This window comes from Aggregatimonas sangjinii, assembly GCF_005943945.1.
GTDB classification, from domain to species: Bacteria; Bacteroidota; Bacteroidia; order Flavobacteriales; family Flavobacteriaceae; genus Pelagihabitans; species Pelagihabitans sangjinii.
Map to the genome: position 1 here is coordinate 3,152,079 of NZ_CP040710.1, position 22,776 is coordinate 3,174,854.

General features: G+C 44.2%; 23 protein-coding genes. 9 read left to right on the top strand and 14 right to left on the bottom strand.

Features of this window, described 5'->3' with window-relative positions; genetic code table 11:
* Positions 1 to 103 precede the first annotated feature (103 nt).
* From FGM00_RS13140 to FGM00_RS13150, 3 genes are all read left to right on the top strand, one after another.
* Positions 104 to 529, top strand: coding sequence for a VOC family protein (locus tag FGM00_RS13140; protein ID WP_138853354.1), 426 nt, complete (start codon positions 104 to 106; stop codon positions 527 to 529).
* A gap of 113 nt (positions 530 to 642) precedes the next feature.
* Positions 643 to 1,431, top strand: a complete 789-nt coding sequence (locus FGM00_RS13145; protein ID WP_175416226.1) for a LytTR family DNA-binding domain-containing protein — start codon at positions 643 to 645, stop codon at positions 1,429 to 1,431.
* Positions 1,432 to 1,501: 70 nt separating this feature from the next.
* The gene (locus tag FGM00_RS13150; RefSeq protein ID WP_175416227.1) at positions 1,502 to 2,569 is read left to right on the top strand and encodes a serine hydrolase domain-containing protein; all 1,068 of its coding nucleotides are present in this window, start codon (positions 1,502 to 1,504) and stop codon (positions 2,567 to 2,569) included.
* Positions 2,570 to 2,579: 10 nt separating this feature from the next.
* On the opposite strand, the gene FGM00_RS13155 is transcribed toward FGM00_RS13150, so the two are convergent.
* Positions 2,580 to 3,440, bottom strand: a complete 861-nt coding sequence (locus tag FGM00_RS13155) for an alpha/beta hydrolase (protein ID WP_175416228.1) — start codon at positions 3,438 to 3,440, stop codon at positions 2,580 to 2,582.
* Positions 3,441 to 3,784: 344 nt separating this feature from the next.
* On the opposite strand from FGM00_RS13155, the gene FGM00_RS13160 reads away from it, so the two are divergent.
* The 5 genes from FGM00_RS13160 to FGM00_RS13180 are packed head-to-tail and all read left to right on the top strand — an operon-like array spanning position 3,785 to position 9,583.
* Entirely contained in the window at positions 3,785 to 6,859 is a 3,075-nt protein-coding gene (locus FGM00_RS13160; protein WP_138853357.1) for a phage tail family protein, read from the top strand.
* Complete coding sequence (locus FGM00_RS13165; protein ID WP_138853358.1) at positions 6,837 to 7,778, top strand: C25 family cysteine peptidase; 942 nt, start codon at positions 6,837 to 6,839, stop codon at positions 7,776 to 7,778. Before FGM00_RS13160 ends, FGM00_RS13165 begins: the two co-directional genes overlap by 23 nt.
* Positions 7,775 to 8,014: a phosphopantetheine-binding protein gene (locus FGM00_RS13170; protein ID WP_138853359.1), complete on the top strand. Its 240-nt coding sequence runs from the start codon at positions 7,775 to 7,777 to the stop codon at positions 8,012 to 8,014. The genes FGM00_RS13165 and FGM00_RS13170 overlap by 4 nt, the downstream gene beginning before the upstream one ends.
* Complete coding sequence (locus FGM00_RS13175) at positions 7,998 to 9,149, top strand: beta-ketoacyl-[acyl-carrier-protein] synthase family protein (protein ID WP_138853360.1); 1,152 nt, start codon at positions 7,998 to 8,000, stop codon at positions 9,147 to 9,149. Before FGM00_RS13170 ends, FGM00_RS13175 begins: the two co-directional genes overlap by 17 nt.
* Positions 9,140 to 9,583 carry a hypothetical protein gene (locus FGM00_RS13180; RefSeq protein WP_138853361.1) on the top strand — a complete coding sequence of 148 codons (444 nt, stop codon included), beginning with the start codon at positions 9,140 to 9,142 and terminating at the stop codon, positions 9,581 to 9,583. The genes FGM00_RS13175 and FGM00_RS13180 overlap by 10 nt, the downstream gene beginning before the upstream one ends.
* A gap of 66 nt (positions 9,584 to 9,649) precedes the next feature.
* Here FGM00_RS13180 and FGM00_RS13185 read toward each other — a convergent pair whose 3' ends face one another.
* The 3 genes from FGM00_RS13185 to FGM00_RS13195 form a co-directional block, all read right to left on the bottom strand.
* Positions 9,650 to 10,687, bottom strand: coding sequence for an adenosine deaminase (locus FGM00_RS13185; protein ID WP_236262779.1), 1,038 nt, complete (start codon positions 10,685 to 10,687; stop codon positions 9,650 to 9,652).
* Between the two features lie 870 nt (positions 10,688 to 11,557).
* A complete protein-coding gene (locus FGM00_RS13190; protein WP_236262780.1) occupies positions 11,558 to 12,127 on the bottom strand; it encodes a DUF427 domain-containing protein in 570 nt (189 codons plus the stop codon).
* Positions 12,128 to 12,548: 421 nt separating this feature from the next.
* Positions 12,549 to 12,980 (bottom strand): hypothetical protein, encoded by a 432-nt coding sequence (locus FGM00_RS13195; protein ID WP_138853362.1) that lies wholly within the window; start codon positions 12,978 to 12,980, stop codon positions 12,549 to 12,551.
* A gap of 287 nt (positions 12,981 to 13,267) precedes the next feature.
* Between FGM00_RS13195 and FGM00_RS13200 the strand changes: the two genes are divergently transcribed.
* Positions 13,268 to 13,720, top strand: coding sequence for a BLUF domain-containing protein (locus FGM00_RS13200; protein WP_138853363.1), 453 nt, complete (start codon positions 13,268 to 13,270; stop codon positions 13,718 to 13,720).
* Between the two features lie 30 nt (positions 13,721 to 13,750).
* On the opposite strand, the gene FGM00_RS19830 is transcribed toward FGM00_RS13200, so the two are convergent.
* The 10 genes from FGM00_RS19830 to ffh all read right to left on the bottom strand — a co-directional run bounded on the left by FGM00_RS19830 (position 13,751) and on the right by ffh (position 22,618).
* Entirely contained in the window at positions 13,751 to 13,894 is a 144-nt protein-coding gene (locus tag FGM00_RS19830; protein ID WP_175416229.1) for a hypothetical protein, read from the bottom strand.
* 4 nt (positions 13,895 to 13,898) lie between these two features.
* Positions 13,899 to 14,870 carry an aldo/keto reductase gene (locus FGM00_RS13205; protein WP_138853364.1) on the bottom strand — a complete coding sequence of 324 codons (972 nt, stop codon included), beginning with the start codon at positions 14,868 to 14,870 and terminating at the stop codon, positions 13,899 to 13,901.
* A 15-nt stretch (positions 14,871 to 14,885) separates the two neighbouring features.
* Complete coding sequence (locus FGM00_RS13210) at positions 14,886 to 15,644, bottom strand: 3-keto-disaccharide hydrolase (protein WP_138853365.1); 759 nt, start codon at positions 15,642 to 15,644, stop codon at positions 14,886 to 14,888.
* Between the two features lie 92 nt (positions 15,645 to 15,736).
* Complete coding sequence (locus tag FGM00_RS13215; RefSeq protein ID WP_138853366.1) at positions 15,737 to 16,183, bottom strand: hypothetical protein; 447 nt, start codon at positions 16,181 to 16,183, stop codon at positions 15,737 to 15,739.
* Between the two features lie 26 nt (positions 16,184 to 16,209).
* The gene (locus FGM00_RS13220; protein WP_138853367.1) at positions 16,210 to 16,539 is read right to left on the bottom strand and encodes a hypothetical protein; all 330 of its coding nucleotides are present in this window, start codon (positions 16,537 to 16,539) and stop codon (positions 16,210 to 16,212) included.
* A 21-nt stretch (positions 16,540 to 16,560) separates the two neighbouring features.
* On the bottom strand, positions 16,561 to 16,932 hold the full coding sequence (locus FGM00_RS13225) for a VOC family protein (RefSeq protein WP_138853368.1): 372 nt from the start codon (positions 16,930 to 16,932) through the stop codon (positions 16,561 to 16,563).
* Positions 16,933 to 17,043: 111 nt separating this feature from the next.
* A complete protein-coding gene (locus FGM00_RS13230) occupies positions 17,044 to 18,777 on the bottom strand; it encodes an alpha/beta hydrolase-fold protein (protein ID WP_138853369.1) in 1,734 nt (577 codons plus the stop codon).
* A 76-nt stretch (positions 18,778 to 18,853) separates the two neighbouring features.
* A complete protein-coding gene (locus FGM00_RS13235) occupies positions 18,854 to 20,158 on the bottom strand; it encodes an MFS transporter (protein WP_138853370.1) in 1,305 nt (434 codons plus the stop codon).
* Between the two features lie 81 nt (positions 20,159 to 20,239).
* Positions 20,240 to 21,124, bottom strand: coding sequence for a bifunctional 5,10-methylenetetrahydrofolate dehydrogenase/5,10-methenyltetrahydrofolate cyclohydrolase (locus FGM00_RS13240; RefSeq protein ID WP_138853371.1), 885 nt, complete (start codon positions 21,122 to 21,124; stop codon positions 20,240 to 20,242).
* Positions 21,125 to 21,280: 156 nt separating this feature from the next.
* Positions 21,281 to 22,618, bottom strand: coding sequence for a signal recognition particle protein (gene ffh / locus FGM00_RS13245; protein ID WP_138853372.1), 1,338 nt, complete (start codon positions 22,616 to 22,618; stop codon positions 21,281 to 21,283).
* Positions 22,619 to 22,776 lie beyond the last annotated feature (158 nt).

Consider the following 22,776-nt stretch of genomic DNA (forward strand, 5'->3'; position numbering starts at 1 on the left):
TGGCCGCATCAGTGCGGATTGCACCAATCACTCTAATTTAGGGGGAATTGTCTTTTTTCCCGAAATGATTTTTGCTAATTTCATGTTCGTAATTAAGAAGCACATGCAAAACGTAACGCCCTTTCACATTGCCATTCCCGTTCATAATTTAGCCAAATGCAGAACCTTTTATCGTGAGATATTGAACTGCGAAGAAGGTCGTAGTAGTGACCATTGGGTCGATTTTAATTTGTTCGGGCATCAATTGGTAATCCACTACAAACCTAAAGCGGAAACCGAGGCCGTACATCATAATCCGGTTGACGGGCATGATGTGCCGGTACCACACTATGGCGTGGTCTTACCATGGGATACTTTCGAATCGTTCTCGCAGGAACTGAAAGCCAAAGGTGTTCAATTCGTTATAGAACCTTACATTCGATTCAAGGGGAAAGCTGGGGAACAGGCCACGATGTTTTTTTTGGACCCCGCCGGAAATGCGCTGGAGTTCAAGGCTTTCAAGGACTTGGGGCAGTTATTTGCAACATAAAGCAATCGTATTTTGAAAAAACCTCAGAATACAATGCATTCGGTCGTACTAAAAAAACTCTATTTCCCGACCGGATATGCCCCTCCCGGTACTCCTCTAAAATGGCACTACCCATGTCTCCGATGAATCTAAATACCTCCTACAAATATCATACCTTCGTCGGTTTGGTAATCGGTATTTGGCTGGCCCTTTTTCTGGTACTTATCGCGCCTTTCGATGCGGCCGATCTTTCTCTTTCAATACGCCTACGAATATTACCCTTTTACGGCCTCATCGCATTTGTAACGTATATCGCCCTAATACCGGTACAAAATTGGTTGTTTCGAAAAATGAAGCAATGGACTATCGTCCTCGAACTCTTTTACCTTGCGCTGTACAATCTTATCGCTTTAGTGGGCTGCTACGCCTATTATAAAACGGACATTATTAACGGTACCTACGACGTCTGGAAATTTACATTTGGCGTTTACTATCCTATCTTCTTTATCCTGTTTGCCGTGCTTGTCCTGGCGCGCTGGTATTCGAACAAAAGGGCACCCTTGCCAGTGGCTGACACCGTTGTGTTGAAAGGCGATAATAAATTGGATATTTTACAAATTTCTTTTTCCGATCTAGTAAGTATTTCCAGCGCCGACAACTATATCGAGGTGAATTACCTTAAAAGTAAACATCTGCAAAAAAAACTGCTTCGAACCACGCTAAAGCGAATTCAAACCGATGTACCCGAATTGTTGAAAGTACATCGATCACACCTAATCAATCCTGCCCATTTTAAAGAATGGAAGGACGCCAACACTTTGAATTTAACGCAAATGCAGGTCCCGGTTTCCAAAAAATACAAGAGCGCTGTATTAGCATTGAAGCATTCGTCCCTCAAAATGGATGATTCGCCCCTATCATAGTAAAACAAGCCGCTACAATTCTTTTCGTGATTATTTTCGACATTGTTCGAATCCTTTAAAATGTTATTACATGCAAAAAAATATCTTCCTAATCGCGTCATTTTTCATTGGCCTCAATAGCCTGGCACAAGAAGAAAAGGCTGCTGATATTTTAAACAATTTAATTACGGAAAACAAGGTAGTGGGAGCGGTAGGCGGCTATGCCGTTAATGGTGTAATTGTTTGGCAAGCAGCGGTTGGTTATGCCGACAAGAAAAAACAAGAAAAATTTGAGCTGGAGACCAGAACGAGAATGGCTTCGATAGCGAAACCAATGACCGCCGTTGCCATAATGCAATTGGTAGAACAAGGAGTACTCGATCTGGATACGCCCATTCAAAATTATATCGCCGATTATCCGAAACAGGCAAAAACCCAAATAACCACTAGACATCTCCTGTCACATACTTCCGGTTTAAATGGTTATAAAAATGGCCGCGAAGCCCAAAACCAAACGGAATACCCGAATCTCGAGGCAGCGGTAGCTATTTTTAAAGAGCGGGAGCTGTTATTCGAACCTGGTACACGCTACAGCTATACCACTTACGGGTATACAGTTTTGGGCTTGATCATTGAAAAGGTTTCCGGTGATAGTTACGAAGCCTACATGCAAAAGAATATTTGGGATAAAGCGGGAATGACCCAAACCGGGGTTGAAAAGTTTTCGAAACAGATGGAAAGAAAGTCCAACCTGTATCACAAACAACACAACGGAAAAATTAGAGTTGGCAAAAAAAATAACCTAAGCAATCGGGTTCCTGGTGGCGGACTGTACACTACATTGGGGGATATGCTCAAGTTTGGTAATGCCATTTTAGAAAACACCTTAATTAAAGAAAGCACCTTGGCTACAATGCGGGAGCATCACAGTCTTGAAAAAGAGGCGAATGGCTATGGCTTTGGATGGTTTCTTTACAATCCCAAGCCGAATGAGGGAGCCATTATAGGACATAGTGGCGAACAGACCGGGGCGAGCACACAGCTGGTAATTGTTCCGAGTACCAAAACCATCGTAGTCATTCTATCGAATACTTCTGGTGCTTTTAAGGATGTTACCCCTGCAACATTCAAGCTGATGACCTTGGCTAAGGAAAAGTGATACACAAACATTAGTATTGATGAAAAGCCTCTGAAACGAAATGGAGTACGTTGGGCAAAGATGCTCTCCAATATGTCCAATTATGTGCGCCGTCGCGAACACGATATTCATGCGGAATCTCTTTTTTCTTGAGCGCGATATGTACCAGACTATTCCCTTCGTATAGAAAATCATCGTCGCCACAATCAATATACCAACGTACCGACTTTAGTTCTTTCTCATCCATTGATTGAATCAATTCCACCGCGTTGTGGTTTTTAAAATATTCCAGCATCTCGGCTTCGGTGTATTCGACATCACTACCTTTTAATTGCTCTTTAAAGTCTTCTAGAGTTAACGGACCTACGTAAGCACTTAAAGGACATGCCGATGAAAACAGTTCTGGATGGTGCAGCGCATACATGAACGAACCGCCACCGCCCATGGATAGTCCGGCTACGGCACGATAGCGTTTTTCGCCTTTAATCCGGTATTGCCGTTCAACATACGGCATAAGCTCCTCAAAAAAGAAATCTTCGTAACGCCAATCATCGGCTTGATTGAAATAACCGCGTTTACCCGTATTCGCATCGGGCATGACAATGATCATGGGTGTGGCCCTGCCTTCCTTTATCGCATTATCCGCAATACGTAGTACTTCACCAAATTGTACCCAACCCGTTTGGTCATCACCGGCACCGTGCAACAGATATAGTACGGGATAGCTGCGCTCCGAGGTTTCATAGTCCGGCGGAAGGTAAATCGCATACTCCCTTTCGCTTTTTAAGACTTTACTGGTCATGGTTAGTTCATCATAAACCTTTCCCGTTTGGGCGACGATTTCGCTTACCATAATCATACTCAATATGCTCAAAATAAATGCTTTTTTCATAAAGTTGGAATGCTTTTGTAACTGCTTCACGGGAGCCTTTGTTTTATTATAAGAAGATACGAAAAAACCTGAAGCATCACTTTATTGCGGTTCATCATCTTTCATTTATAAACGACTTGTTATAACGGTCCATACAATATTCGTAGCCGTTTATACAAACTTAGACCCTATTTGAAATGTAGCGAATTACTTTTGGACGAATCCTGTGTGTATTTCTTAACATCCCTATTCATACGGATTTTATCACCCCCCACCTCTTCCCTCATTTTCATAGGAAATAGATTGAAGCAACTTCGCTATCCAATCTGGTTTACCAATTTATTATTCACTTAACACACCTTATTATGGCTACAAAAAAAGCAGTTGCTAAGTCTTCTTCCTCGAAGAAAAGAACGAAACAACGCCTCTCGGCAAAAATTGAGGAAAAGCGGGACCATCGAAAAAAACAACTTAAAAAAACAAAATTCAGTACCGGTAAAAATGCAATAGTCAATGCTGTGAACAATGCCTCGTTCCGCAGCAAAAAGTCGATTAGCGATGCGGTACTCCAATGTGACTACAAACCAGTAGAATTGGCTCCTGCCGTTAAATTGATGTATCAAGAAAGCGAAAACAAGGCAATCAAGCTTTCCGAGGCTTATGCCAAAAACATTGGCGATCTCAAACACCAACGGGAATTTTTTCAAGGTGTCGCACAGATGGAAAAAAAGGAACGTGCGGCCGTAATCAAAGGCTACAGAAGGGCAAACCAAGGTAGGGGCGTTGTATATGCGATGAGCCAATTACCACGCCAACAGACCCGAACGTTAATGCGCGATTTCGTCTTGGACGAAAAAGGTAAAAAGGACAAAGAGGGCCTAAAAGAAGTGCTATATTGGCTTCGCGATGCCGGAGCCCAAATGCGTAAAATAGAAGGACATGACCCTGTTTTTCCCGATGCTGAAACTGATGATGCCATTGTGGATATTTTCGAGGATGTAGTTGATGTGCTTAGTGAGGCTGCCCAATCGATTGTAGATGGCCTCACAGATGTTTTTGAAGATTTTGTAGATGCATTGGAAGACGTTGTAAATTGGATCGTAGATGAAATCTCCAGCTTGGCCAGAGCATTACTTGAGGGAGGAAAACATATTTGGGAGCTGCTTAAAGCAGCTGCAGAATACGGTTATCAAACCGTTAAAAAGTTTGTGGAAGCCATTAATCAAATCGGTAAAACGTTGTTCGAAATAATGGAGGATGTATTCGAGTTTGCGGTCGATATTTTAAACGATGTGCTGCGCGCCATAGACCAGTTGGGAGAAATACTGGCCGATTTATTGAGCTGGTTGGCCACAAAAACTTTTGATTTCGTAAAATTAGGCGTTCAGGCTTTGATCGACATTGGCAAGACCATAGGCAACATACTTTTTCAAGCCTTGGAGTTTGGCGCCACGTTAATTCGCAATACGGTACGGGCCTTGGTTGAAATCGGTGAAACCATCGGTTCCATTATGGTCACCTTGGTTACCCGTCCACATGCCCTATTGCAAGAGGTGACCCGTGCATTTCGTGAATTGGGAAATTCGTTGGCCGACATTATCAATGAGACGGCCGCGGCTGCTGCGGACTTCGTCAATGAAGTCGCCCGAGCAGCGGCACAAATTGGCACTACCTTGAGCGAGTTCGCCGATTTTATCATAGACACCGCTTCCGAATTGGCTACCAAGGTCATCGATGGCTTGCTTTCCGCCGGTAAAACATTGGTAGACTTGATCACCACCATTGCTGCGAAAAGCGTCGCGGCCATCCGCAAGGTCGTTGAAGCGGCTTTTGAATTGGGTAAAACGGTTGTGAACTTTCTAAAGGATGTCTACGATTTAACGGTAGACCTTTTGGAAAAAACCATCGAGGCGATGTTCGCCATTGGAAAGACCATAGCGGAATTTACAAAGTCTATGGTTGAATTTACCTATCGCGCGGCAGCACGACTGGTGGAAGCCGCCATGAAGGTTGGCGCGACCATCGCCGAGATTTTGGAATCCGTCGCCGAAGCTACCTACTTCGTATTCCGAAAAATAGTGAATGGTATTTTACAAGCGTTGGGTCCGGTCGGCGATATTCTAGAATGGCTAATCGAACGGGGTGAATCGCTTGCTTCCGAATTATGGCGACAAGCTGTATTGGCCATCCGTTTTGTGAAGGAAAGTGTTACCGAAGTATTGGACTGGGCACTGGAACAAGTCGATGACGTTTTCGATAGGATCTTGCAAATTATCGAAGATATTGGCAGTCGCATTTCCGAGGTAATCGATTGGGCCATTTCGGCCGGCGAAACCGCTCTGGAACTATTGGGTGAAGCTACGGAACGTATCGGCAATTCCATCGATTACGTATTGAATTATCTGGAAAAGGATTTTATACCCGGCATTCGAAAATTTGTAGAAGGCGTGCTCAGCGCAGCCGATAGAATTAGGGAACTGGTGTCATGGATGGCCCGAAAAACCATCGAGGTGGCACGGGAAGTCGTTGCCGGCGCTTTGGCGATAGGAGTGGCGCTTGGCACCTTGTTAGTTGAAGTCATGACCCATCCGAATCAGGCGTTGGAGAATTTTATCACGGCAGCCCGTGAAATTGGCCAAAGTTTGGAAGATGTGTACCAGGCCGTCGCCGATGCCGGTGAAGAATTTCTAGACGAAGTGACCCAGACCTTACTCGAAATCGGTGAAGATGTCGTTGGTATGCTGGAAGCCGCCTTCGAGGTAGCAACCGGTTTTTTGGGAACCGTGGTATCCATTTTATTCGAAAGTCTCGGCAGCTACCGCAGCTTGACCGCCGAGGAAATCGCAGACGGCCAATTTGTATTTGGGAATTCGATAGATTGGGACGAAATGGCCATTGCAAAAGAAGGTCCGTTAAACGATGTGGTATTCGGTATCCAAGATTTCTTCACGGGCAATCCGGAGTCTCGTGCCTTCGTAACTGGTAATCTTATCAATTTTGATGTAGATGATAATTTCAACCGGGGTACCTTAATCCATGAATTGACCCATATTTGGCAAAACCAAAATATTGGTCCTGTTTACATGGCCCACGCCATTGCGGCCCAGACCGTAGGCTCAGGATACAATTATGGTTACAATGAGGGTACCGCGGATGTAGGTATCAATATTCCAAATGCCTACTACCAACCCGTAGAAGTAGAAGATTCCTCAGGCAACACGGTAATGACCACTTCGTTATTGAATGAATCGGAAGGTTTCTACACCGGGGAAGGTGGTTCCGGAGTGCTGGATACCAATACTACTATCGACGATTTTAACGAAGAACAGCAGGGGCAAATTTTGATGCAATACTTTGTACGAGCACGATTGCTGGGTCAAACCGGTACGGCCATTGAACCATTTCAAAAATATGTAGATGAAGTACGGGCAGCGGCATAAATCGATCTTACTTTATGTACCGACATTTCCTTCCGGTTCCCCATCGGAAGGAAATATATTGCATTTGAAAAAAGTGTATGAACAGTTTGTTGATAGGGTAACGCTACGACGATATGCCGGTGGGTATTCTTTCAAAGATGTCACCGAATTACATATGGAGGAAGAAGCCATTTTGATTTTCGGTAACGCAAAGCGACATCCAAAGTCTGCCTGTAGTGCTCCGTTCATGGAAAAACAGGGTAAGAAAATACCGATTGCCTGGCTTCCATTTCGGAATAGCGAAGATATCCGGTGTTTTGCCGATACCGTAGAAGCAGTACATGGCCGCGCGCAGGACGATTGCATCATTGCACTTTTGTCGCAACGGCATTCACGATTTACGCGTATCGTAAATCGAATGAACGATATTTTAACGGACAAGGTTGTTCCATTACGGTGGAGCAGTGATGTTATCTTAAGGGAAGAGGTCGTCAACGGTCTCGAGGAAGGCGTGGGCCTTGCCGCTTATTTTGGCCATGGCCGGCCCATTGGTTGGGTGGGTTATTACGGATTTCGTGCCCATCACTTTGAAGAAAAACAAGCGGAACCCATAGGTGGCTTGCTATCCTTGTGCTGTAAGACTGCCGCCAGGAAAAACAATTTGCTTTCCTTTTGCGAAGAACTGGTCCTCAACCAAAATTGTGCGGCAACATTCGGTGCCATTAACAGTACGCTGCACACCGATAATACACGATGGTCGGTCGGACTGTGCAAAGCCCTTTTGCAAGGGGCCAGAACCATAGGCGAGGTCATAGTGAAGGCTATGCCACAAAACGCATCGGCTTATATGGGCTATCGTCTGATCGGTGATCCACTCGCTCCCATTTACAGCAGCAAGAAGGTTTCAACACAAGTACAACAAATAAAGACATATCCATGAAAGATTCTATTTTAAACAATCTGTTACGGCATTTCGCGGAGGTAAAACCGCAAATAAACCTGTTTTCGAACAATGAACTTTTTAAGGACGAGCTGGGCGTGGATTCCCTTGACATGGCGGAATTCATTGCTCGGGTCGAACAAGATTATCGCGTTGAGATACCCGACGAAGATTGGCCAAAAATTGCTACGATGAACCTCCTTGTCAATTATATCGACCATGCCGTTGCAAACTGATAGTGTAGCAGTAACCGGATTGGGTGTCGTCTGCTCCGTGGGGCAAACAATAGACCAGTTATGGCAATCATTAGTGTCCAAAAAAAATGGTATTCGCGAATGGGACGATTTAAAAGCCTTGGATTTCAAGTACACTCATGCCCATCGCATTATGGAATTCGACTGCGACCCCTTATCACGCGGCTATGAATTGGCGAAAAAAGCCATTTCCCAAGCCCTCGAGCAGGCACGATTGGAAGAACCACCCAATGCAGGCTTATTTCTTGGCACCACTATGGGTGAGAGTGCCGCATTTGAAGCCATTGCCGAAGGAAATCGCCACATTTTACAACAGGACTATAACGGTAATGGTATTTGCAGGTGCTTGCGAAAACACTTGCCACAAGTCGCAATGCATCGATGCTATGCCACGGCCTGTGCTGCCGGCAACTACAGCTTGAAGGCGGCCAGAGAAGCCCTGCAAAGTGGGCGTGTTGACGTGGCTATCGCTGGCGGGGTCGACCCATTTTCGAAAATCGCGATGACCGGGTTCAGTCGTGCAAGGGCCATGTCGCCCTCGGGAAATTGCCGACCGTTTTCCCCGGATAGGGATGGGATGGTTTTGGGTGAGGGTGCCGGTTTTTTGGTTTTGGAACGAATCGCTGATGCCCAACAGCGCCAAGCGAATATTTTGGCCACCCTCGATGCCTGTGCGCTAAGTTGTGATGCCTATCATCCTACCGCACCCAGACCCGATTCGGCCGGTATCATCAATTGTTTTGAGCAGCTTCCCGTATTCAAAAATGGAACTAAAAATGCTGTAGACTGGATTTGTGCACATGGTACGGGAACCAAGCTGTCCGATATTTCCGAAGCACAGGCCATCAGACGGGTATTCGCGGAAGCGCCACCCTTGGTCTCCAGTATCAAGGCGCATATTGGCCATACCTTGGGTGCAGCAACGGCCATAGAGGCCGTGGTGTCGGTGTTATCGATAGTTCATCAACAGATACCGCCTACGGCCAATTCCGAGAGCAGTACCCTGGGTGTAACCATCCCCACCGAGGTGATTTCCCGTCCCGTAAAGAAAGTGCTGAATTGTGGCTATGCCTTCGGGGGCCTGAATTCCATTTCTCAATTTTCACAATGGAACTGAACTGGAACACATACCTATTTCAAGACGATAATGAAGAGGGGCTTGCCCATCAGCTAGCCGATTGCATTCGTAAAGAGGCTATCCGCTTTCATGGAGTGAAAAGCGCTGTCTATCTGCTTACGAATACAGCAGGTAGCAACTCATCCGTACAGCTTTGGGCAAACGCTTTGGAGCACAGTCCGCGTTTTGCCAATCCGAATATGTTTCCATGGACCCTGGCCAATGCCACAGCCGGATATATCGCACGTGAATTTTTGATTGAGGGCCCGAATTACACAATAGTATCCAAAGATTTGGATTTGAACGAAATCTTGGAAATCTACCATCAGGACAAATACAACATTGCACTAAAATCTGCCCTATTTGTTATTTGGCAATACAAGCATTCCGATTCGCTAACGGTTGACGTACAAGTCGGCTACACTCTGGTTTAAGGTGAATGAAGGCACTAAAAAATCAATTTTTACTGGATTGCAATTATTTTTTTATAGTAGACCGGTTTACTCATTTGAAACGCCAAAATACTTTTTGACATTGGAAATATGTTTTCCTTTTTCCTCCGGAGATAACCAACTCGCCTCGAAAGCATTGATGGCCAATTGCATCAGTTGGACTTCATTTAAATCGAGGGCTCGGGCCGTTTCATAATAATTTTCGTTCATATAGCCTCCAAAGTAAGCTGGGTCGTCCGAATGAATCGTGGCAACAATTCCCTTGTCGAGCATCACGGCAACAGGATGTTCTACCATTTTATCAATGACCTTGAGCGCTACATTACTTAACGGACATAAGGTTAGCGGTATCTTCTGTGCCACTAATCTTTGCACTAGGGCTTCATCGTCCAAACAGCGATTTCCATGATCGATTCTTACCACATTCAAAAGGTCGAGGGCCTCCCAGATATAACTTACCGGACCTTCTTCACCTGCATGAGCCACCAATTTATAACCCTGATCCGCGGAAGCTTTAAACACCTTTGCGAACTTGCTAGGCGGATTTCCCACCTCGGAGGAATCCAAACCCACACCATCGATCAGGTGTTTAAATGGTAGCGAGGCTTCAAGGGTTTGAAATGCCGCTTCTTCGCTTAAATGCCGTAAATAAGACATGATGAGTTTATACGAAATACCTAATTCTGCCTTGGCCTTCTCAAGAGCTCTATGAATACCATTGATAACCACATTGAATCCGATGCCCCTATCGGTATGAGTTTGTGGGTCGAAAAAGACCTCGACATGCACTACATTTTGACCGTATACTTTTGTGAGATAGGCCCAAGTCAAATCATAAAAATCTTGCTCCTTTATGAGTACTTGTGCTCCGGTATAATAGATGTCTAAAAATTCTTGAAGATTATTGAATTGATAGGCATTCTTTAGGGATTCAATAGAATCATAGGCTAAAGGTATGTTGTTCCTATTGGCAATTTCAAACATGAGTTCCGGTTTAAAGCTTCCTTCGATATGCAGATGAAGTTCCGCTTTGGGAATGCCTTGAATGATTTTTTTTAGTTCGGATGGTGCCATAGGATATATCATATCTGAAATTCTGTACAAGGTATAACGTTTTCCATAATTGGCGTTTAAATGTTTTGGCGGAAAACGGTATGGAAGATTAAAAACCTTTTTTTCTCTCTCTAATAGGTACGTGACGACTGCATCACGCAAAGTTTCAAATAAAGACTCCGACATCGAATAGATCCATCGTTTTTAAATCATACAGGTACCATCACGTTCAAGATAGTTTTATCCTTTAGGTTTACCAAACGCTAGTGGTATGTCTTTCTATTTGTAACCTATATCTAGAAAGCACTACATATGCCGATTGACACTACATATTCCACCAGATATACAATTTATCTATCCGCAGGTACAGACGCCTATGACCAGTAGGCCGCTGTGGTGTAAATTTATAATGGAAATTGGTCTTACAGAAAAGCAAGAACGATTAAAAAATATCAAGACCATCAAAGGGTTTCCTAATTTAATCGTCTTTTGGGCATTAGCGGCATATGTTTTGTGTAGTCTTCTATATTCCAATGGCTAATAGGTTGCGATTTTAATTCCTAGCCCCGGCGGAAGAATGGAAAAAGCGAGGAGTAAGATAAAACGCTATAAGTCATCTTATAAAATTTAACACCGTAAAAAAATGAAAATCTTAATGTATTCCAGCGCCATCATTAGCATTACTTATAGCTTTTACGTAATCGTCACTATCCTTTCGAAAAAATTCAATCCCTGATAAAATAGGCCAGTTACACTGGTCCGGCGTCAAAGGAACTATAGGATAGCCGTGGCACTTAAAGTGCAGTGCTGGCGTAAAAAGAGCTTTTTTGAACTTATTGATAACCTGAATTCTCTAATGTCAGGTCGTAATATTAGCACTTCTCCAATATATTCTTACTTCGCTTACCAATGCTCCGTTCCCTTTTCGCCCTTAAAAGGGCCGGTCAGGTCAGGGGTGATCCATCCCGCATAAAATTCGCTAGCCTGTGCCTCTACCCTTTCCGCATTTACATAACACTCTAAGCGCTGCGGATAGAAGGCCAAATGATTTTTCAATATTTCAAATTCCGTAAAAGGCTTGGGGTACGACCATGCCACGGCTCGATCAATCGAGTCTTTTAAAGCCCAATAGACTGCAACACCCTTCCATTCACACATCGAAGTCTTGCCAGGCAGGCTCACAAGAGCGTCCAGATCAATATCGCGAACAGGAATATAATAGGTTGGCGGACTTGCAGTCTCGAGTATTGCCAAGGCTTCGTGCGAATCCGCGATTGTCTCACCTTGGTACTTGACCATAACTGGCTGCTGCACTTTTTCAATGACAGGAGGTCGTGGAAAATCCCAGACGGAACGCTGCCCCTTTTTGGGGGCTACAGCAAATGGCGGCCTTTTATTCCCCGTATTTTCCCAGCTTTCTCGAGCCTTGAGCAACCAATTCATTGCTGTTTTTCTCTTTTTATTCGACTTCATAGTATTGGTATTTGCTTTTCATACAATCTTTTGTCGGCTAGATTTTCGGAAACGCCAATTCGATCAATTATTGGCATTCTTCCGGCTTTGCCGGTACATGACTTTTTGCTATACCCAAAAACATTCTTCGTAAATGCATACACCACTAGTACTATAAAAGTGTTTCTAAAAGATATGACGGGTTCAGCTTCTTGATTTGTCTTTCTTCCTGAATCGGCAATCAAGATAGCTTACTTCGAAGACTGCCGTACAGACAGCCTTAAAAATATGCCTGATGTACTAGGGCTACCTTATGCCGTTCTAAGATAATTTCAATAGTACGTTCGTTGCACCATGTACAAGACGTGCGATTCTCTTGGAGGCCTCAATCGGCTAAGTAAGGTCACCTGACTAATAGGTGACAAACAAGATGCGCTACTATTTATGCCGAAAAACTTCTTCTAGCGCTACGTTTACGATAATTGTCAAAGATATGATCAATATTATCCCTCGTGAGGGGCTTGCTAAAAATATCACTTATCAAGTCGGAACGCTGTACGAAATCCGCTAACTCTTTAGAGATGTAACGCGAAAAGAAGTAGGTTTGGAAATTACGCCCTATCTCGTGAGCCTTTTTTATCGCTGTCATTATTTGTTCCCTATCTACACCATCAATATCCAAACTTATCATCAGAATATCGACAACTTTCGAGTTAAACCGAAAATGGCTCTCCATAACTACTTTAAATCGCTCCATAGATTCAAAGCACTCGGAATCAAATGTTTTTTTTGATTGGTGTAGTTTCACGCCTATATCGAAGGTCGACACCATATCATCATCTAGAATATAAATTCGGGGAATTTTATCGGACATCTCTATAAAAATTAAGTTACAAATTATATAATTCGCTAAAATAACGCAACAAGATTGGCATATGTCTTCACAACCCATGCAATGCAATCAAAAATTTTATCGATAGCGATCGAAACACAGAATCCATCTTAAATATTTATTGATAGTTTTAGACAGTAGATTTTTTACATCCTATTTCCTCATGGGAAAAACGTTTCGTTTCCAATACGCTCGACTAGTGCGGCACATCGTATAACTAGCTCATTTAACGCTAGGTCAAAAAAGAATATAAGATTAAATAATTCATTATGTACACCATAATATATAGATCAAAGGCTGCGGCTAGCTTTGGGCCAAAGGAGATTAACCAGATGGTCGAAACCGCCAAAATACATAATGTAAAAAATAATATTACCGGTTGTCTGCTATACCATGAAGGTCGGTTTCTACAATTGATCGAAGGCACGGAAAAAGATGTAAAGGACCTGTACGAACGAATTCTTTCGGACCCTAGGCATGAGAATATTACGCTATTAGGAGATGAAAAGGGTTTTATGCGGTCTTTCGAAGACTGGAACATTGCTTTTGACAACCTCGATCTTGATTCTGCTCAAGTTTCTGAGAAACGTAGCCTTTTCGATTCTATATTTCATGATAGCGGGGCCTTAGCCAATCCTGGGCGTTCTAAACTTGTGCTCTGGGAAGAAATGAACAAACTGCTTTATGGAGGTCTAGAAAGCAGCTTTAATGCGGAAGCTTAGTGCCATTTATCCATTGAATCTTCAATTGTATCAATCATTACTGGGAAGCACCAACTCGGTGGTATTTGCTCTTAAAGTGATGGTGCGCTGAACCCATTGTCCTGCCGCATTAAAATTCAAGGTCAATGAATTCGTTAGGATATAGCGTCCTTTGATAGCGAAAGAATAGCGCAAAATTTTATTGCGACCAGGCCGTTGGCGTTCTATCCCACCGATGCTTCTTTAATTCCCGTACTAGTCCAGGAGACAAGTCTATTCCATCACTGGTCGCCGTATTCGCCAAAACGTTACGCTGTTTGCGCATGCCGGGAATTACAGTACCGACACTATCGTTTTCCAAAATAAATCGCAAGGCCATTTCGGCCATGTCCATACCTTCGGGAATCAGCGGTCGTAAGGCATCGGCATGTGCTACGCTGGAGTTTAAATTTTCAGGAACGAAATAAGTACTCCGCCAATCTTCTTCAGGAAAGGTGGTTTCTTTGGTGATATTTCCGGTAAGGGTGCCTTCGTCAAAAGGTACCCGAGCGATAACCCCGATGTTTAAGTCGTCGCAGAGTGGAAAAAGCACGTCTTCGGGAGCTTGGTCGAAAATATTATAAATGACCTGAACCGCATCGATTTTTCCGGTTTTCAAGGCTTCGATTCCATTTTCCGGTTCCCAGCGGTTCATACTGATGCCCATCGCGGCAATCTTGCCGGAAGTTTTCAAGTCTTCGATGGCACGTTGCCATTCGTCACGGTTAGACCAGCCATCGTCCCAAGTATGAAACTGCATTAAATCGAGCTGCTCCAGCCTCAAATTCTTCAGCGTCTTTTCGGTGTATTCCATGATATGGGCAATGGGGTAGGATTGCTCATAAGAATATTCGGGCTTCGCCGGCCATTTGAAGTTTTTAGGCGGAATTTTACTCGCTGTGTATAATTTCTTGCTCGGATGCCGTCTTACCAGGTCACCCAATAATTTTTCGCTATGACCTTCGCCATAGCCCCAAGCTGTATCAAAAAAGGTGACGCCTTTCTCTACGGCCAAATCAAGACTTGTTGCCGATTGCGCATCGTCAGATGCCGTCCACCCTGCCATGCCCCACATGCCATAGCCTATCTCGCTTACTTGCCAACCGGTTCTTCCGAATTTTCTATATCGCATACAAAATTTTCCTTATTATAGCTTTCTTATTTTGACATTTCTGAGCCACAACGGACTATCATGATCTTGAAATCCGATATAGCCCTTTTTAAAAGTTCCGTACATCGGAAAATCTTTCCACTTCCCGTCGGCCTTTCGCTTTTCCCAATCCGTTGTCCATGGCACGAAGGAAACGATTTTTTTACCATTTAGCCAATGTTCGACCTCTTCCGGGGTGAATTTGATTCTTGAGCTGTTCCACGCTCCAGCGGGCTTGACTATTTTTTGACTTTTGTCCGGTGCGTACATCGCATAATCGGCACCTGTTTTTTGCCAATCCTCCAGGGTGGCGTTGTTGATTACTTCCCATTTTAAATCATCCAACATCTGGTATTCTGGAGACACTTCTGGTGGACTCCAATCGCCCTCCTGAATGTGGTACAACAACCCGCTGTTCCCGCCTTCGGGAATTTTCCATTCCCAATACAATTCAAAATTATCGAACGCTTCGGCGGCATATATAATGTCGTTGCCCCCCTTTCGTTCCGATTCCAGTTTTCGTTCGGTGTCGAACGTCAGAACCCCGTCCACGATAACCCATTGTGGCGGTAAAGAATCACCATTATAAGCCCGCCAACCTTTGGTGCTCGATCCATCAAAAAGAAAAACCCAATCATCCGTAGCGGTATTCATCTCCCCTTTTTCTGCGACGGTTTCTTTCTTGCTATTTTTTTTGTCGGATTTACAGGAGACCGACAACAGCCCTAGTACTAAAAACAAAACAATTTTATTCATTATTACGACTTTGATTAATCAACTTTCTGAGTTCCCTACAAATACAAAATAAGAAAAGGGAATGGACTTTCGACACTTTGCCAAAATTGATGCTACCCTGAATTTCGGAACGCCGATCGGGTCATTATTAGTGGCAGTCCGATAAGGAACAAAGCGACAATATTGATGATAACCAGATTATGAATAGCGCCGTAATATATGGAGATACTACTATCAATTGCAAACCAGGATAATAAACCTAGCCATAGGGCGTAATGGGCCCATTTCTCTTTTCTTTTAAAAGCATTCTCGGAAATCATGATCATCAATAAATGAAACCCTACTATAGTTCCTCCAATAATCCCGAATAGCCAGTTTTTAAATTGGAGTACATCTGCTTGCATACCTTCACTTCGAAAAAACACCTGTTCGGTATATGAATTATGAGTTTCGAAAAAAATAGAATTTCCAGCAAAGGCCACTAGGAGACCTACGATTAGGGTCATTATATTGGCCCAAGTCAACCATTTTTGCCAAAATCTGAATTTAGAATCCTCCATAATGATCTTGCCAAATTTAAAGCGGTTCACTTTGGGTCTAACATCATAACGTAATCATAGCTCTCATTCAATAATCGAACTACTACCTCCTCATCGCCCCACAAGGTTTCAGGAATCAGGATATATCCTTTCATGATCGCGCCATAGGATTTGTATAGTGTCGTATTCAGCTCGTTCAAATATTTTGTTTGCACTTCTTTCGAAAATCGGATGCCGATTTCAGAATCCTTATTGAAGAGCGAGAACATATGACCGTTTGCGGAAGTATAGGGCATGGTTTTTCCCTTACGTTCAAAGCGCGAACACTTGGCCACCATGGCGTCGTACTGCTTCAAATTTTCTTCCCAGGTAGGCATTACGCTTATATTGAGACTTTGTTATACGTGCTGATCGAACATGATTACGTTTCCATCGGGATCGGTAATCACACAACTTGAAGGTCCGGTGGAATTTTCATCGGCCTCACGCTCTAACTTGATCGCTGTGGATTTCAAATGTTTTTGAATGTCCCGAACGTCATCAAAATCATCAAGGGGCTCGGCGTTTTGATTCCACCCGGGATTAAAGGTGAGTATGTTGCCTTCGAACATCCCTTCAAACAGTCCGATTATCGTATGCTCATTTTTCATGATGAGATAGTTCCTTTCCATTTCCCCGGCAAATTGGGTAAAACCCAAATTTTCGTAGAATGCTTTAGAGACTTTAAGGTCCTTGACCGCAAGACTCACAGAAAATGCTCCTAGTTTCATATCAATAGTATTTTAAGATTGCATACAAATAGAAAATCATTCCTAACAGACCCTATACTATGCGAAACCTACCAACCATATCGCCCCCTTTGGGTAACCTAACCGCGAGGGCTATTCGTAGCGCCAGCTCGTTATATCGGCTCCCTCGGGAGCGCTTTCCGCAATGCGTTTCATGATTTTTGGCACATACATGCTGTTATAGCGCAAACGGCTTATCGCATTCGGTTGTTCGGGATCCCCGTTCCAACAATGCTCGGCGCGGTCGCCGTATAAGACCTCGCCCTCGTAATACGGATTGGTGGTACTTTCCAAAAAATCTTCCATCAAGTACACCGCATTGTTCAAGTAATAGTTATCCATATCCCCACAATAGATATGAATTTTTCCTTTTAGATTTTCACCCAACTTGTCCCAATCGCGTTCAAGAATATACCGTAAATCGTAGTTCTCCTTCCAATAATCCGCCACCTTATGATCTATTTCACCGCTCATCTTATCCCAAATCCGCATTGGATAACCATCAGCTCCTTGCGGCGAATAGGTAGCCTCCCAAATATCCCACTGTTGGCCGGACCGCGACTTATCTCCCAGCACCAATTCCAAATGATTGCCTTCCCTTAGGGTAGATTGTATCTGACCCAGGTAATTACGATGCGCCGGCACCTCAAGCGTTTTGTGATCGCTTTCGTAATAATAGGCATTCTTATCCTCATAAATATTCGTTAAGCAATACGCCCTAAAATCTATGGGATCGGGACAGGCTGCAAAACAGCCGTTATACTGCTCGGGGTATTTTACCTGAACGGCCAACGCCTCCCAGCCTCCAGTGGAACCACCGTATAAAAATCGGGACCACCCTTCACCGATACCACGGAATTCCTTTTCGATATACGGAATCAATTCATGCGTAATCGCGTCTCCATACGGACCTTGACTGGCCGAATTCACGGCGTAGGAATCATCGTAGTACGGAGTTGGATGCTGTATTTCGATAATCAGCATACGCGGAAAATCAGGTTCGTTCCAACGTTTATAAAATTCGTACGCCTCCTGCTGTTGAATGATATTGTACCCCTCTAAATCAAAGCGTGCCGAGTATTCGGGTTTTAGATCGGGGTCTGGCGGAGTGGTACGGAAGCCCCCAAAATCATCCGGAAAATGCCCGTGGAAAATCATCAGGGGATATTTTGCTTCGGGATGTTCATCAAATCCCTTCGGCAACAAGACATGGGCACCCAGGTACATATCCCTACCCCAAAATCCAGTGAGTTTTTCCGACTTGATTTTAATGTGCTTGATCCATTCGGTATCCTTGGCTTCGGCAATAGGTGGAATGACTTGGTTCATGACCACATTCACATTGGAAATGCCATTCTCGGAAACGGTAATCTTAAAGGGTTTGCTATAAAGATTTCCTGGAGAACTTCTCCATTGCTGCCCTTCGCCGTTATCCATCGGTAATTTTACGGTTTGCCCACTAGCTAGATCAAAGGTTTCATACACATGTAATAAGGCCTGTACGTTATATTCCCCAGGAGGTACCTCCGCCAAGCTGGGGTAGGGAAAACCAAAAATAGTGTCATCAAAGGTCTTGTCTTCGCCAGCCGCCATGCCATCGACGTTCATCCCGAAAATCAATTGGGTTTGAAGTCCGTCGTTAATTTGAAAACGAGGCTCTTTTTCGTCATTATTGGAAAGCATTAAGAGCAACCGTCCATCTTTGGCATCGGCGCTTGCATCCTGAGAAAAGGAAACATTGATGGCAAAATCGGGTTGCTTGTCTTGCGCATGAGATACCATAATGGAAAAAATGACGATGGCTAAAAGGGAAGACAGTTTTTTCATGGTGGTCGATTTTACCAGAAAAGGTAGCGATTTCCTATCAATCCGCCAATTCCCCTTAGCTCAAAAAAATAGGTGATTATTGCGGATTGGTTGCGCGTACGGAAGCCAGAGACAGGAAAAGCAAGAAGGCCAGACCGAGATACCCCAAAAGACGATACGACCCAAATGTGGATAGGCAAAAACTAAAAATCGGCGGGGCTAACGCACTGGCCAAAATAAGAAAAGACATGATCTTGCCGGTTATGGCGCCCAAATGCGTGCGCCCATAAAATCGCGGCCAGACGATGGCATTCAATACCGCGAAGAAACCGCTCATGATTCCGAAACCCCCGATTAGAAAAGGAACGCCAACAGCGGAAGAAAGAAATAAAAAACCCACGGAGGCCATCAGTCCTCCAAAAATCATAAGGTATAGGTACAATTTGAGCTGCAGGTAGTCGCTCAAGAAATTAAAAACCATCGAAATCGTGACCGCGACGACCGAGGCCGGCAAGAAAATCGAAATGGCATCCTCCTTTGGGAACCCTTCGCTCGCAAAAACGGAAACGACATGAAAGGTAAGCCCCGTGATGAAAAAACTATTGAATGCCAAAATGAGGCCATACATCCAAAAAGCCCTTGTTCGTTGCGCTTCTTTTAAGGTATATTGATTCGCTATGGGAATGATCTCAGTTTCCACATCCTTCTTTTTTAATATGCCATCAGGTACCAAACCATGGTCTTCCGGCCTATTTTTATAAAATTGCAATACCAAAAGCGCGAATACCAATAGCCCACAGGCCAACGCCTGCCATGCAAACTCCCAGCTATAGTCTTCAATAAGTGCGTTCAACCATAAAGGTGCTGAAGAAAATCCGAATGAAATGGCAACACTACTAATCGCGTTCACCTTTCCCCTATTCTTATCGAACCATATCATGATCATATTTCGAGAGGCCATGGTCAATACTCCTTGTCCCGAAAATCGCAATAGGAAAAACAGCAAGGTCATCACTACAAAAGGAATCAACCAGGTATCGAGACCGAGTAGCTTTTTTATCGATTCACTCATTTGCACCGATACCGAACAAAGTAGGAGCGCGAAAGACAATGTAATTGCGGCGAAAAAAGCGACCCAACGTGCTCCGTATCTATCGAACCAAATACCGGCTCTCCCAATGACCAAGGCACTACAGATAGTCCCGATCATATAGGCATTGCTGAATTCATTTCGGGAAAGGCCCAGGGCATCCTTGACGGGATCGGTAAATACGGAAACACCGATGGTCTGACCGGGAATGCTACAATACACGCCTATACTTCCTACAAGAAGTACAACATAGCCATAAAAGAATGGACTTTTGGAAGGCTCGACGAAGGATAGTTGGTTTTTACCGGACATGTACTTAAGGGCTGGAAAGCCTTGCTGTTTTTTCCTTTAGACGCACATGCCCAAGGCAGTATTCAATTTGGCTGTATTGGGCTATCCCCTACTTCGGTGTCGCTCCCGTGCCAAGAGCGTATTTTTCAAGAGCATGGCAATGGTCATCGGGCCAACGCCACCGGGGACCGGTGTGATATACGAAGCCTTTTTCTTTACATTTTCAAAATCGACATCACCAGTAATATAGTACCCTTTTTCTTTTGAATCATCAGGGACGCGTGTTATGCCAACATCAATGACCACGGCATCGTCTTTTACCATTTCGGCCTTAAGGAATTTTGGTTTGCCCAAGGCTGAAATCACGATATCGGCCTGGGAAATGATTTGGGTGATGTTCTTGGTACGACTGTGGGTCAACGTTACCGTAGAATTACCGGGAAAGCCTTTTCTCCCCATGAGAATGCTCATCGGTCGCCCTACGATATGGCTCCTACCGATAACCACGGTATGCTTGCCCTGTGTTTCTACCCCATACCGTTCGATCAATTCTAAAATACCGAAAGGCGTGGCCGGGATAAAGGTGCTCATGTCCAGAGCCATCTTCCCGAAGTTCGTTGGGTGAAAACCGTCTACATCCTTATCGGGATGTACGGCCATGATTACTTTTTGGGTATCGATTTGTTTGGGCAGGGGCAACTGTACGATAAAACCGTCAATATCATCGTCGTTGTTGAGCTCCTCGATTTTTTTCAACAACTCCAATTCAGAGGTGGTGTTGGGCATCTGCACCAAGGTAGATTCAAAGCCGACCCGTTTGCAGGAGCGCACCTTACTGCCTACATAGGTCAAGCTGGCCCCATCGTTACCCACGAGAACAGCGGCCAAGTGAGGGACTTTCTCCCCCCGCTCTTTCATCTTCGCTACCTCAGCGGCTATCTCTTCTTTGATATCGTTCGAAACTTTCTTGCCATCTAGTATTTCCATTCGGGTGCTATTTTTTTTATTTTACTCCAAATTTTAGTAGCAGTTTTGGTAACTTCTAAAATCCATTTAACAGCGTTTCACTAAGAAATGAAGCGTTAAACAGAGTACTTCCAAACTCATAACTCATCACTCATAACTCGTAACTCGTGACTGATATTAACGCATCCCCTTCATACCGCCCATCATCTGCATCATTTTTTTACCGCCACCGCCTTGCATCATTTTCATCATCTTGCTCATTTGGTCGAACTGCTTTAAGAGTTGGTTGACCTCCTGTACATCGCGCCCACTGCCTTTGGCTATTCGTTTCTTGCGGCTGGCGTTCAACTTTGATGGTGTGGAACGCTCGTCCGGTGTCATCGAGTGGATAATGGCCTCGATATGCTTAAAGGCATCATCATCGATATCCAGACCCTTTAACGCCTTTCCTGCACCCGGAATCATACCCATCAGGTCTTTGATGTTCCCCATCTTCTTGATCTGCTGTATTTGACTGAGGAAGTCATCAAAACCAAACTTGTTCTTGGCAATCTTCTTCTGGATTTTTCTCGCTTCCTCTTCATCGAACTGCTCTTGGGCACGTTCAACAAGCGAAATTACATCGCCCATTCCCAAAATACGCTCGGCCATACGGGCAGGGTAGAAAACATCGATGGCTTCCATCTTTTCGCCCGTACCAATGAACTTTATCGGTTTGTCTACTACCGATTTGATCGAAATGGCAGCACCCCCACGGGTATCGCCATCCAACTTCGTGAGTATGACACCATCAAAATTCAGGATATCGTTGAAAGCCTTTGCAGTGTTCACGGCGTCCTGGCCGGTCATTGCATCGACTACAAAAAGTGTTTCCTCTGGATTTATGGCCTTGTGGATGTTGGAAATCTCATCCATCATTTTTTCATCTACCGCCAAACGACCAGCCGTATCGATGATGACCACATTTTTTCCATTTGCCTTGGCATGGGCGACGCCGGCTTTTGCAATGGCAATCGGGTCGCTATTCCCCTTATCGGAATATACTTCAACACCTATTTGGTCGCCTACCACATGTAGCTGATCTATAGCCGCCGGACGATACACATCGCAACCCACGAGAAGTGGATTTTTACTTTTTTTGGTTTTTAAGAAATTTGCCAGCTTACCCGAAAAAGTGGTCTTACCCGAACCCTGAAGACCGGACATTAGAATGACCGAAGGGTTGCCGGAAAGATTAATGCCCTCTTGCTCACCGCCCATCAATTCGGTAAGTTCATCCTTAACGATCTTGACCATTAATTGGCCGGGCTGTAATGTCGTAAGTACGTTTTGCCCCAGTGCCTTTTCCTTTACCTTATTCGTAAATTCCTTGGCAATCTTGAAATTGACATCGGCATCCAACAAAGCCCTACGGACTTCCTTAGTCGTTTCGGCTACATTGATTTCGGTTATTTGCCCGTGCCCCTTCAGTACGTGCAGGGCTTTATCCAGTTTTTCGCTTAAATTATCGAACATCGTTTTACTTACTTTTTGGAGAAAGGCAAATTTAATGAATTGAACTCATCTTGGGATACTACTGTTGGGAAAGATTGCGCGGAATATAAAAAAATGCCCCATTCTGATAAAAGCTATGGGCCGTTCACTCTGAAAAGCAAGAACCTAGACCCATTGAA